Origin of the sequence: Nitrosopumilus zosterae, from assembly GCF_025998175.1 — an archaeon.
GTDB classification, from domain to species: Archaea; Thermoproteota; Nitrososphaeria; order Nitrososphaerales; family Nitrosopumilaceae; genus Nitrosopumilus; species Nitrosopumilus zosterae.
The window spans coordinates 550,469-563,277 of sequence record NZ_AP026695.1 but is presented as its reverse complement, the minus strand read 5'-3'; the positions used below and the strand labels follow the sequence as shown (position 1 = coordinate 563,277).

Below are 12,809 nucleotides of genomic sequence, written 5' to 3'. Positions count from 1 at the left end.
TTTTTACCTCAAATTAAACAAGCATCAACAATTTCAATTTGTTTTGAATTTTTTTTGTATAGAATTTCTAAGGCTCTATAATCATCAGTGGTAAATACTTCTTCAAATGCCACCTCCTCTCCATCAACTAGTACAAAAAAGTCCCAATCAGAAGGATCTTCAGATACTTCATCACATCTTACAAGCTTTGCGTCCAAAAGGTCTCGAGGGATTTCAATGAACAGTTTTCCAGAATTGTTTCTTGGCATGTCTACTATCAATGAATGTAAATCTACATCATATCTTATTTCAGAGACAACTGCATTACTGTCAAGTGCAAATACTGCATAAACTGAGTTATCTTTGAGGACATCAAAGATGTAGTATTCATGCTTATAGGGCTGCCAGTTCAATTTTATCATCATGTACGGAGTAATGCATGCAAATTTTCCGTTTGGTCTTTCTACTAGGAGATGTTCAGAATTCCAACAGACATAATTGTCAGGATTAAGATCATTATTGATTTGGTATTTCAGTTGTAGAACAACATCAGCAAAAACCATGACAGAAGAACCAACAACCATGACTATGATAACTGTCAAGAGTCTAGTTTTCATTTTTCATCCTCTAGTGTCTGCCATCCTCTTTCATTTAGTTTCGGTATTGAGTCAGGAAAAACACATGCGGGTGTATGCAAGTCCCATGATTTGAATATTCGAATTAAACCATCATTGCATTTTACTTCCCAAGGTTCTATTCCTTTTTTGATTTGCTTTAGCGGAGATTCAATCATCCAAGGTACAAGACCACCCCAACGATCAGAATCCACATGATTTTCTTTTGTTTCATCTACCACGCATATTCCGTCTTGCAGTGTTGTTCCGGGTCCGCAGTTTTCAGAGACTTGTCTGCTCTGCTCGGGTTCAGGAACAAGTCTTTCTTTGACATCAAATTCTAGTGTCTCAAAATCAGAACCATATGTTGCCTTTACCTTCCAAGTACCTTGCATGGCATCATGAGGAAGTAAAAAAGAAGTGTTGATTTGTCCATATTCGTCTGATATTGCAACAAAATGTTCAGTTATTTTATCAGAAGGATTCAGCACATCAACTACCACATCAGAATTGGGTTTTGTGTCTATTCTGACAAATACCTCATCACCAACAACATATGAGGTAGAAGAAGTTTGCACATGTCCCATGACTCCACTGGGCTTCAATTGTGCAAGAGGAGATTCAACTGATTCTTTTACAGCAAACCCCAACCCATATGATGTTCCAGAATTATTATTTATCTCAAAAAGATAAGAGCCAGTCATGCCGGGGGTGAACCTCCATTCTATTGTTTTGTATACAGTACATGGCTCCAAGACCACATGTTGACTCATAGTAGACATTGCCTCAAATTCAGCACCATTTGATCTTGATAATATGCCGTCTAGATCAATCTCTTTTGGGCGGTCTGAAATGTTTGATATGTCATAAGATACCGTAACTGTCTTGCCAACCTTGAAGTTATTTCTGTCTTGGAATGCGTTAATGTCTAATGTTTCATCCTGAGATATTTTTGGAAGTGACCCAGTACCTCCTAACATCCAGTGATCTGATGGAATATTATTTTCAAAAATATTACACTTGTCCCAGTCAGATTCCACTAGTTTTGTTGTAGGATGGATTGACAGCATATTATGATACTGACCATATCCAAATACTGCAGTAAGGAAGAACAATGCCCTATCTCCCACATGGAAAATCTGAGTTCCAGATCTGGAGGAAGTTATATTTTGTCCTGCAGCTAATACGACATCTGAATCATGAGGATTTTTGAGGAATTTTTCGACTTGGATGTGATAGAGGTTATGAGTAGGGGAGAATGTGGAGTTGATCAAAATCACTTTGCCAACAACAATAGTATCGCTAAAATCAAACACTTCCTGTGAACTAAAAGGAGGAATTGCAAATGCAGTTCCCACAAGTCCAAGTATTCCAATTGTAAATATTGTCAAAAGTCTAGTTTTCAATTAATCAAGCTAAAGTTATGACATTCATAAGTACTTCGTATCTTTTGCTCAAGAAAAAAGAGTAGAGATATTGTAAGCGTCCCAATCGCTTTCTGCCGTCATTCAAAAATTCTCAAAAAGGTATCCGCGCCCACTGTGGGTTGTGATACCATCCGGTCCACTCCCACTAGTTAGCACCAGTTTATTGTAACAAACTAATTATCAATTACAAAAACCAGAAACATTGTTGGTTTTATGAAATCAGAACAACGCCTGAATTTTTTGGCATTATCTGAATCATAGAATGGTTATCATAAAGTCCATGTTGTATTTCAAAATCATTTTGTTGTCCATTAATCATAACAACAGGATTTTCAGGAAGCAAATCAGTCGACATGTATATTATGATCCTATACGGTGCATCAAAGGAAAATTGCATCATTTTGGTTGTTTCATCATATACAACGTTAGAAATTTTAGATGGACTTCTAAAATCTACAATCCATTTGTTTGAATCATTTTCCTTAATCCATACTGGTTGCATTAATTCTCTAACGCCTTTTGTCGGGTCGTATACTTTGTACTCTTTTGCATCATTAATTTCTCTCTCCAATCCTCGATGACAGTATTGTTTTCCCATGTCATCGATTATCATATCACATAATTTTGAACCCTCCTCCAAATCATGATCAGTATGAAACGCTATGCTTAATCCAAGATTATCACGACATTGTTGATAATCAAAAATTCGAAGATCTGATTTTGGGCAGATGTTTTGAATATCCTGTTTTATAGAAGTGGATCTAGTCAATTCATCATCTGTATATTGCATAAATACACCTCCAACGCAGATCGAACTTTGATAGAATGACATTTGATCACATGCATTAATGGCAGAATTCAAATCATTTATGAAATAATGAGTAATTCCGTGTCCTAAGCCATGTACGCATTTTGTATATTCTGGTTTACCGATAAAGTCGTTACAGATTGTTTTGTATTCCCCCATGTCTTTGTTATTTTCTTGTAACTCATGAAAATATGCCGCCATTACTCCATGGTAAAATCCACCCCTACAAACAGAACCATCAACACCGCTCAAGTTTTCAAAAATATTGGAATTCTCGGCATATGCAGCATGACCTATTTCATGAGATATAAAGTGGCAATCATCCACTGCACCAAGCTGGGTTAATGATAAAGCCAACTCTAGAGTGTCCACATTGTTTTCTTCTTTTACAACTAAACTTTGAAAGAATTGAGAATAACACAATAGTTTTGACGTGCCAGTCTCCAGTATTGCACAAGATTCAATTTCTGACAAGTTTTCCTCAACAAGTTTTTGGGAAACTAAAATTGGGAAAGAGTCTTCCATGTCTGTTAATCCATCATTGTCATCGTCAGAATCTTGGTTTGCGCCCAGATTGTCAAAATCAAAGTCTGCCCATTCTAAAGGATCCGTATCAAACTGGTCAAGGTTGTCTTTAACTCCGTCATTATCATCATCCGTGTCACACACATCGCCAGACTTGTCAAGATCAAAATCCGATTGATCCATATTTGGATTTAATGGGCAGTTATCAAAAGAATCAGATGTTCCGTCATTATCCGAATCTGCAAAAATTGCATACTCGGACCATGCCAAAAATGACACACCAAGACTAATGATCAACAAAACAAACAAAAATTTTATTTTTTTATCAATTACAAATATTGCCATATAAGATGCCTCTAGACTATTTTTCAGATATTTTAACTCATCTAAGAAATTCTCGGTTTCGATTCAGTTTGGAACTGTTGAATTGTGTTGTTTGCTAAGCCTCAATCTTTTTGAAATTATTTTCCAGCACATATTTGCAATTACCTCATAGGAATTTGCATTATCGACTCAATGCTCTGACGGTTCAAATCTGTGAAGATGTGATACAATTCTAGATTTTAGATAATCTAGCGTATCTAAGGTAAGAGATTTGAAAATACGAAATATAGGTAAAATAGGCATAAAATTCCTGAATTTGAAATAAGATTTCTCAAACAAAATTGGAGAGATGACAGATATTCATTGCAAATATCCAAAATTATAATTTCAGCCAATTAGTCAATCTAGAATCGATTTTGTCTGTTTGATGATAACAAACACGATGTTAAGTGGAATTTTATGAGGATGTAATTAATGAGAACATTAAGAACTCAATTATCCGCATTAACAGTTATTCTTTTCACATTAGGATTTGTCCCATATCTAACATCTTATGCTTTTGCAGCAGAACCTGAATTCTCATCTTTTGTTGCGGATGATCCAGATGACTTAGATGCAATTTTGTCAAATGGGGATACTCTAACCATTACATTCAGTGAAGCAACCAATGCTACAAACAATGGTGCCATGACTAGAGCGGAAATCATTGCTAACTTTACAGATGGTACTGGCGGTGTTGATTGGGGAGATGCGTATTCAGGAGTTTGGAATGGAGATTCAACTGTTCTTACAGTAACATTGACTGACGTAACTAATGCTATTCTCACTCTTGGTGCTACAACCATTGAAGGCAGAAGTACTACAAACATATCCTCAGCTGCAGAAGGTACTAATGCAGAATTACTTGATGCCACATCTGTCACTGCAACTCTTTCAGGTGACTTTGGATTATTTGTTGCAGTTTCTGCAAGTAATGGAAGTGGATGTAGTGGGGACTGTGAAGAACCAACACTTGGACTTGATAGCAAGGGTGAAAGATTAGTTGATAATGGATTTACATATAATGGAAAACCAATAGATGTTGAAAGATACTTTACGCCATATCCGCTTGTAACTGTAAATACTGGAGAGAAGAACATTGCCGAATTCAAAATTTATGATAATGGAGGCCCAGACAACATTTCTCACTTTGAGATAGCATTTGGCTTGGCAAAAGGAGAAATTATGAGCGAAAGTAGAGCCGTAATTAACTGGGACAAATCATTTGATGGTGAAAAAACGCTTTCAGTTAATGATCCTGAGCATGTCTTAGGAGATATTGAAGTTTCAACATCTGAAGGCAATTGTTCTGAAGAATCAGCACAACAATGCCTACTAGTCAAAGTAATTCACACATTTAGAGCACCACTTGATTTTAACATACTTGGAACCAATGTTTGGGATACAAAACGCAATGCATGGCAAAACTATTACAATCACGGGATTGAAGTTGTAGGTCCATCAATGAATCCTGCAAAAGAATATGATGGAATCAACAAAGGTCAGATATACCACTTGACTGAAACCGGCAAGACTACAGCAGTTGATGAGTTTGGAAATTCATGGTCCTTAGTGATTGATCAATGGACTATGGATTATGTTCCAAATAAAAAAATTATAGATGAAATCTCAATGGCAGGCATTGCAAGAGAGCATGCCTACTTTAACATGTACAAATATGGTCAATATCTATTGGCAGAACACGAATTAAATCAGATTTGTCCTGAATGTCTTGATGATTCATACGTAGAGATAGACAACATTTTTGCTTATGATTTTCAGGAAAGAGTGAACAAACTAGATAAGCCCGTTGTAAAACAAAAACTGCTCTTAGGATCTGAAATGGCACAAAAAACTATGAATCACATACTTGATCCAATTTCACATCTAAGGAATTAGTGATTATTTCGTATTTTAAATAAGAAAGCAAAAAGATTTTCTGTTCTCAGGGATTCAGAATCTAAGTTTTGTTGATATTCATTATTGGTTCGTTTGGTATATTCAGAGAATTCATATTGAAAAATGTTGTCTATTTCCTCAAAAGAGTCATCAAAACATTTTAGACAATTTTGTTTTAACAGATTTTGTGCAACTAGTTGTTGTCCTTGAACATAAGTTGGAAAAAAGCTGTGTTCTCTGTTTATTCCATGCATTGTAATTTTGTCAGAATCAGTTTTCATTAAGACAGGAATAATTTTGTATCCGTAATATCCTTCATTTAGATTCATGTCAATATAGGATGATTGTTTTAGGTTTGTAATCTCTGCAATTTTATAATAATCAGAATTTAGATCTTTTCGCAATACATCATAACTAATAATTTTTTGATTCGTTGTAATCTCTGGTTTCGCCCAATCAAGTTTCAAGGAATCTTTTGAAAATGTAGTTACCATTACTGGAATATGCTCATCAGTTTTAGAATCCAGAATCCCTACAAAATATTCGGATTTCCAAGATAGTGAGTCTTCAGCAAATGAACTAGTCACAGATCCAAATAATCCTAGAACAGTAATAATTGAAAGTCCTATCAATTCATCCTTCATTTGATGTCTAGAGAGAATACGGATTGTGAGGGATTAAAGAAGGAGGAATTATTTGAGAAAATCAAGTTCCTTTTTGGAATAATTGTTCAAAGCGAATTCATTGGCTAAAGCTCTGTTTTAGATATAAGATTTGGGCTTGGATACATTGTGATCAATCAAAAAATTCAAAGTTTGAATCAACAAACTATGGAGTTTTTTCCACAGAAATCTCAGAATCAGGTCGGAATTTGTGCCAGAGCATGCCCATAATAGCTGCAACAGATACCCAAAACACGCTAACTGCAACAACGGACATTGCTCTGAATCCATTCACCAAATCCATCGGGGCAGTTACTTCATCAGGATTTGCAGGCATTAATGCAAAAACAATTCCAATGAATGCAATATATCCAACAAATGCAAAAACCTGGGTATTTTTCTTTAGACGCTTGTACACTTGATAAAACCCAATGACTCCAAATCCAGAAATTGCAATAAATGATAGATAGAGTATTGCTCGCAACACTACAGTTTCAGCATCCCCAACAGTTGGAGGATTTGCAGGGTATTTCAAGAATGGAATCAAGTATATTGAAATCCACATGATTCCTGCAAGAACAAATGATTTTTGCAAGTCAGTCTTTCCTGGCAAAGAATTTCTAGACAAAGCATAAACAATTCCAAATAGAGCACCAATTGATGTTCCTAGTATTGCACCAGCTAAAACTTGTCCACCTTTCTGCCAATCGCGGTAACTATTGTATTCAACCCAGAATTGCGGGGTGTCTTCTTCTTCGCCTGATGCAAACAGATTCTGGTTTTCAATTCCAATTGCTTGATCAAGATATGGTTCCACTATTGCAAGGTTTGCCATTCCATGAAAGGTTCCTGCAATTGCACCAGATACCAAGACAATTGCCAAAAAGAGTACAGTTCTCATGATTCATCTAGTGACAAGGAAATCCTGCTGCATGACGCATGTCATGTGTCAGCTCATGAATGTAAAGATCTTCATATGCCTGCTCCCCCAACACAACACTGAAGATATGACCTTGATCATAACCTACAACAAACAATCCCACTACAAAGATCATGGCTAAAAGCATAATTGCAAATACTGGAACTTTGGATTTTGAAACCATAATCTCAGTAGGAAGTGACAACAAAATGACATGGAATGTGACATACTTAAACTATAGGATGGTTCATCCAATTTATATATTCTAGGTGTAAAACAGAATCTATGCAGCAACAGATCAAAACATTGCAGAAAATAACATCCAGAAAAAGAACAAGTAAAGCTTTGACATTTAGTATACCACACGTTCTAAAGTCGATTTTGCTATTGTCAAGACAAAAGTATGCAAGCAGAGCAACTTTGTGTGATGAACTGCATATGGGAGAAGGAGCAGTGAGAACATTGATTTCATATCTCAGAGAATATGAATTTGTAGATTCAATAAAAGCAGGAACATTTCTTACAATAAAGGGTAAAAATTTTGCAAAAAAGTTTCAAGAAGCAATTCCATACCAGAGTTTTTTGAAAAAATGTTGTCTTACAAATGGAGATCACAATTGTGCAATAATTCTTAGAAAAGAGCACGTCTCAAACATAGGAAACGGAATGAAGCAAAGAGACTATGCAATTTTGTATGGGGCAGATGACGTTTTGACTTTAAGATTCAAGAACGGAGAATTTGTTTTTGTAGGAGACGAGGTGGTATGTTTTGCAGACGAATCAGAAATAAAAGAGAATTTGATCGAGGCACTGCATCCAAGGAACAATGACATCATCATCATTACATCATCTAATGACAAATTTGTAGCTGAAATATCTGCAATCAATACGGCTTTGTGGACATTAGGATCATAAAAATGGCAATATCAAAAAATGAATGATGTTAGAAATCTCAAGATAAAATACCTAAAATTCAAAAGATACCCAAAAACGCCATTTGTATTAAAAGACTAGTTAAAATGAGCCAAGATCACACAAATTCCATGAAAGCCAAGTTTAACGGCAAATGTGTAGAATGTGGGGAATCGATCAAAGTGGGCAAAGAGATATCAAAAAACTCCCAAGACAAATGGGTGCACAAGGCATGCTCAGATTTAGAAGAAGAACTGCCATAAGTAAACAAATCAGTAACAAATTTTTTAAATAACTTTGAAAAATCACAATTAAATGAATTTGAGATTCAAAGTATTTTTGATGGCATCCATCATAGCAGTTTTATCTATCGGGACAATTCCAGTAGACATTTCTGCCGAAACCAACCAAAACAGGGTGACAGTTACTCCGATTAACGAGGAGATTAGTTTGCAAAAAACTGTGGCTACGATGAACATACCAGAGGATAACAAGCTTCCATGGGGTTTTGTGAAAGGCGCACCATCAGAATATGTTGAAAGATATCCAGTAATCATTCAGTTTTACAGTGGCGAAGATCCAGTTCACTTTGCGCAAGTAGATGTAAAAGGAGATGGTTCATTTGAATACAAATTTCGAGTCAGAAATATGGATTCAAGTACGGGTGAATTTGTAAACATCTTTGAAGGGGAATATACAGTAAAAATCTTCAGAGTGATTCCAAACTCCAATGATTTGATATAAAATCAAAAGATATTCTCGTATCAAAAATTATTTTGATTTTGTCAGAATCCAAAAAATATGTCGTGTGTATACAAGAATTGGATTTTTTGCCAAAGTTCAATTCTGGAATTAACAGAATTCATATATCGAATCAATAGTGGAAGAGCTAGAAAATGAGCAAGAATTTTTGGCACGATATTGAATCAGGAAATGATATTCCAGAAATAATTAACGTGATAGTTGAGATTCCAAAAGGCTCTATGAACAAATACGAATATGACAAAAAACACAACATGATAAAATTAGACAGAGTTCTTTTCTCGCCTTTTCATTATCCAGGAGATTACGGGCTAATACCTCAAAGCTTATCTGATGACGGAGATCCGCTTGATGCGTTAGTACTGGTAACAAACTCCACATATCCAGGAATCCTAATTGAGGCAAGGCCTATTGGGTTACTGCAGATGAAAGACGACGGAAAACTAGATGACAAAATAATTTGTGTTGCCACAAATGATCCTAGATATTTACACACCACAGACATTTCAGATATTGAAGATCACTACCGTTCAGAAATTGCCCATTTTTTCCAGGTGTACAAAGATTTGGAGGGAAAAAAAGTAGAGATACTAGGTTGGAAGTCTGCCAAAGAAGCAAAGATTGTCATTGTTGAATCAATTAAAAGATACAAGGATACTTTGAAAAAATACTAACATGCCAAAAAAATGCGAACATTTCTTGCAGGAAAAAGATGTTTCTCCAAATACTATTAGTTGTGAAGAATGCGAAAAAGAGCATTTGCCAGTAGTTGCGATTAGGATGTGTTTAACATGCGGGCATGTTGGATGCTGTGATTCGTCAATGGGAAAGCACGCAACTAAACACTTTGAGGAAACAGGACATCCAGTTATGAAGGCAATCCCAAATGATATTTGGAAGTGGTGTTATATTCATAAAGAATACTACTAATTCACCAAATCAATATTTGCTCAAAATGTATTATAACCAAAAATCATGGGGGTTAATTAAGAGATGATGATTTTCAATTGATCGTGAATAAAAAAAAATGGGCATGGTATGCACTCATTTTTTCAATAATTCTTTCAATACTAATTATCACAATTGAGATATACAGTATAGAAGAAGAAAACATCAAAACGTCAATAACAGAAAATCAAGTAAAAATTCAAGAAATCATTGCAAAATCAATATCCAAAAACATTTCATCGGAGATTGAGTTAATCGTATTTGAACTAGGGGAATTGGCAGAATCAGAGGAATTACAAAAAGATATCGGAACAGTGGAATCAAGTCAGCTAATTGCACATACATTTAGTAGACTAAACTCTATTTCGCCTACTGCACAAATTCTAGCATTAGATGAGAAGTTTACAGTTCAGTCCCAAGTGAGTAAAACGCACAACTCGTTTGTGGGTGCAACAGTCAAAGGATTATCAGAATTAATAAATTCTGAGAAAAATAGCTCACAGTCAGAGCCCGCAATACTTTCAATCGACACCCTTCTTTTTGACGAGCCGGAAATAGCAATCACATATCCAATAATAGACGAGAAGACAAAAATTCCCAAAGGACTCCTTTTAGTAACATTTGCGTCAAGTGAATTTTTCAAGAGACATGGAAACATCTACGATGTTGAATCACAGTTTTTGATGGTCATGGATGAAAATCATATTTTATTAATTGACCCCAGTACTGAAAACATTGGAAAAAATTTCTTCGATGAAGAAATTCAGCAACAAATAGGCAACAATTCTTTTTCCAACAATCATATTAAAAATGTGCTTCAGGGAAATCTAGCTACGGCAATTTTTACTTTAAATGACGATATTGGGGAGAGAATAATTACGGGAATTCCAGTCGTGATCAACGATAAAATTGAATTCATGTTTGCAGTGGTAACTCCCACCCAATCAATTAACAAAGAGATTGACGAGATTATTTTTTACACAAAAATTCAAACTGTTTTTTTGTTGTTAGCAATAACGGTTGTACTATTAGCATTTTTGCTAAAAAGATCACAGAGTTTTAAAAAAGAAAAGCTGACAGTAATAGGGCAGCTCTCATCAAACATTGCTCATGACATACGAAACCCATTAGGAACAATAAAAAATGCAGGGGTGATCATAAGCAAAGAAAATAACGACAAAAATGAAATTATTTCAAGGGAGATAAACAGAATAAATCTATCAGTACGACGCATTTCACACCAGATTGAAGAAGTGTTAAACTATGTAAGAACGACACCGTTAATTCTAAAACCACATTCAATCAATCAAACGCTTTACGAAGCAATCGACACACTAACTATTCCAAAAAACATCGAGATCAATACTCCAAAAAACGACATGACCATAAAATTTGATCATGAAAAAATACTCATAGTGTTTGTAAATATCATTCTTAATGCAATTCAGTCAATTGGAGATGAAAAAGGACATATCAATATCAGCACGCAGGAAACCGAATCGGACATCATAATCAAATTTGAGAATTCTGGTCCCAACATACCATTAAAGGATCTAAAACATATTTTTGACACCTTATTTACAACAAAACTAGAGGGTACAGGGTTGGGATTATCTAGTTGTAAAAACATAGTAGAACAGCACAAAGGAGACATAAAGGCTGCCAACAATCCAGTGGTATTTTCAATCAGGTTGCCCAAATGACTCATCGAAAAATGACTTGTAACAAGCAATTGAGGATAAAACAATGACAAATACACAAATTCTTCTCGTTGATGACGATACACAGTTTTTGGAGGCTACTGAATATATGCTAAAGTATGAAAATTATGATGTGGTAACTGCAAAAAACGGCGAAGAGGCCATCAGAAAATACAATGAATCTCATCCATACATAGTGCTGATGGATCTCAAAATGCCAATAATGAATGGATATGACGCGTTTTTTAAAATAAAAAAAGAGCATCCAGATGCAAAGATTGTATTTACATCTGCATATGCAATAAACAATGAAGAATTTGAAAATGCACAGAAATCAGGATTGTTCGGTCTACTAACAAAACCATTTGATTTGAGTGAATTAAAAAATTTGATTTCATCCAAAAACTAACTAGTTTATTTTGGATTTTTTTAAAACAGCATATCTCTCATGGTAATATTTAATGGAATCTCTGAAAAAAATCAGAAACCATTTTTTCAATTCAGGATCATCCTGAAAAATAGGATTCAAACTTTCTATTCCTGTATCATTGTTATTTCCCATTGGACGATATAACAAATTTACATAAAACCAGTATGAAATTTGTTCTGCCAGATTTTCTTCAGAAATATTTTCAAAATTTCTTTGATACTTCAAGTGCACATAAGACATCAGTTCATAAAATGGAATTTCACTTTTTACTTGAATTTGAGGATTGTCTGCAAGCAATCCATTCGCCAGCAACTTAATTCCATATACTCGTTCGCCGACTTTTGTTTTTAGGTAATCCCACTTTCCAAAAACTTTGGGCAACACTTTAGAATATTTTTTAGCAATTTTGTCTATCTCGTTGTTACTAAGATCTAAAACATCAATGCAATACAAAATTCCATACAATGACAATCTGTACTTGTCAGCGATTCCGGTTTTGAGACTTTTCCCATCTTTTATTGCAAGACCTAAATTTAAGATTCCATCGGAATGTTTTCCTTTGTCTTTTCTGCCTACAAGCAATCGTCTGTAAATTTTTTCTCTTTCACGTAATTTTGTAATGTCATCAGGAATAGAGATTTTAGCTAAATCCCAAGTGGTCGAAGATTCATTTACGCTCATTACTTTTAACAACCTCTGAACATTTTGTTGGTGCTTACTTAGAGATGACTTCTTTTGATCAGGATGGCCGTAATGAGCATGAGCATTTGGACGAAGATACAGTTTGTAGTTTTGTAAATTTCCAAACGTAGGATCATCTAAAGGCATGCCGATATACGGTATCTCTTGTTATATATAACT

General features: G+C 35.0%; 15 protein-coding genes. 8 read left to right on the top strand and 7 right to left on the bottom strand.

The window, feature by feature from the left end:
* Positions 1-8: 8 nt before the first annotated feature.
* From OO712_RS03395 to OO712_RS03385, 3 genes are all read right to left on the bottom strand, one after another.
* Positions 9-596, bottom strand: coding sequence for a Rossmann-fold NAD(P)-binding domain-containing protein (locus tag OO712_RS03395; RefSeq protein ID WP_109876646.1), 588 nt, complete (start codon positions 594-596; stop codon positions 9-11).
* A complete protein-coding gene (locus tag OO712_RS03390) occupies positions 593-1,999 on the bottom strand; it encodes a WING-49 domain-containing protein (RefSeq protein ID WP_146195982.1) in 1,407 nt (468 codons plus the stop codon). Before OO712_RS03390 ends, OO712_RS03395 begins: the two co-directional genes overlap by 4 nt.
* Before the next feature lie 232 nt (positions 2,000-2,231).
* The gene (locus tag OO712_RS03385; RefSeq protein WP_225866842.1) at positions 2,232-3,698 is read right to left on the bottom strand and encodes a thrombospondin type 3 repeat-containing protein; all 1,467 of its coding nucleotides are present in this window, start codon (positions 3,696-3,698) and stop codon (positions 2,232-2,234) included.
* 453 nt (positions 3,699-4,151) lie between these two features.
* On the opposite strand from OO712_RS03385, the gene OO712_RS03380 reads away from it, so the two are divergent.
* The gene (locus OO712_RS03380) at positions 4,152-5,615 is read left to right on the top strand and encodes a hypothetical protein (protein ID WP_109876648.1); all 1,464 of its coding nucleotides are present in this window, start codon (positions 4,152-4,154) and stop codon (positions 5,613-5,615) included.
* Here OO712_RS03380 and OO712_RS03375 read toward each other — a convergent pair.
* The 3 genes from OO712_RS03375 to OO712_RS03365 all read right to left on the bottom strand — a co-directional run bounded on the left by OO712_RS03375 (position 5,612) and on the right by OO712_RS03365 (position 7,401).
* The gene (locus OO712_RS03375) at positions 5,612-6,259 is read right to left on the bottom strand and encodes a fibronectin type III domain-containing protein (RefSeq protein ID WP_109876649.1); all 648 of its coding nucleotides are present in this window, start codon (positions 6,257-6,259) and stop codon (positions 5,612-5,614) included. The two genes, OO712_RS03380 and OO712_RS03375, sit on opposite strands and share 4 nt — an antisense overlap.
* A 184-nt stretch (positions 6,260-6,443) precedes the next feature.
* Positions 6,444-7,178, bottom strand: coding sequence for a CbtA family protein (locus tag OO712_RS03370; RefSeq protein WP_109876650.1), 735 nt, complete (start codon positions 7,176-7,178; stop codon positions 6,444-6,446).
* A 7-nt stretch (positions 7,179-7,185) separates the two neighbouring features.
* Complete coding sequence (locus OO712_RS03365) at positions 7,186-7,401, bottom strand: CbtB domain-containing protein (protein WP_109876651.1); 216 nt, start codon at positions 7,399-7,401, stop codon at positions 7,186-7,188.
* Between the two features lie 80 nt (positions 7,402-7,481).
* Between OO712_RS03365 and OO712_RS03360 the strand changes: the two genes are divergently transcribed.
* The 7 genes from OO712_RS03360 to OO712_RS03330 all read left to right on the top strand — a co-directional run bounded on the left by OO712_RS03360 (position 7,482) and on the right by OO712_RS03330 (position 11,927).
* A complete protein-coding gene (locus tag OO712_RS03360) occupies positions 7,482-8,111 on the top strand; it encodes a DUF4443 domain-containing protein (protein ID WP_109876652.1) in 630 nt (209 codons plus the stop codon).
* A 104-nt stretch (positions 8,112-8,215) separates the two neighbouring features.
* Complete coding sequence (locus OO712_RS03355) at positions 8,216-8,371, top strand: hypothetical protein (protein ID WP_264953884.1); 156 nt, start codon at positions 8,216-8,218, stop codon at positions 8,369-8,371.
* Between the two features lie 52 nt (positions 8,372-8,423).
* Positions 8,424-8,852: a hypothetical protein gene (locus tag OO712_RS03350; RefSeq protein ID WP_109876653.1), complete on the top strand. Its 429-nt coding sequence runs from the start codon at positions 8,424-8,426 to the stop codon at positions 8,850-8,852.
* A 152-nt stretch (positions 8,853-9,004) separates the two neighbouring features.
* The gene (locus OO712_RS03345) at positions 9,005-9,544 is read left to right on the top strand and encodes an inorganic diphosphatase (RefSeq protein WP_109876654.1); all 540 of its coding nucleotides are present in this window, start codon (positions 9,005-9,007) and stop codon (positions 9,542-9,544) included.
* Between the two features lies 1 nt (position 9,545).
* Positions 9,546-9,800, top strand: coding sequence for a UBP-type zinc finger domain-containing protein (locus tag OO712_RS03340; protein WP_109876655.1), 255 nt, complete (start codon positions 9,546-9,548; stop codon positions 9,798-9,800).
* Between the two features lie 83 nt (positions 9,801-9,883).
* Positions 9,884-11,521 carry a sensor histidine kinase gene (locus OO712_RS03335; RefSeq protein ID WP_109876656.1) on the top strand — a complete coding sequence of 546 codons (1,638 nt, stop codon included), beginning with the start codon at positions 9,884-9,886 and terminating at the stop codon, positions 11,519-11,521.
* Positions 11,522-11,564: 43 nt separating this feature from the next.
* On the top strand, positions 11,565-11,927 hold the full coding sequence (locus tag OO712_RS03330; protein ID WP_109876657.1) for a response regulator: 363 nt from the start codon (positions 11,565-11,567) through the stop codon (positions 11,925-11,927).
* Here the strand turns inward: OO712_RS03330 and OO712_RS03325 are convergent, their stop codons facing one another.
* Positions 11,928-12,776, bottom strand: coding sequence for a hypothetical protein (locus OO712_RS03325; RefSeq protein WP_109876658.1), 849 nt, complete (start codon positions 12,774-12,776; stop codon positions 11,928-11,930).
* Positions 12,777-12,809 lie beyond the last annotated feature (33 nt).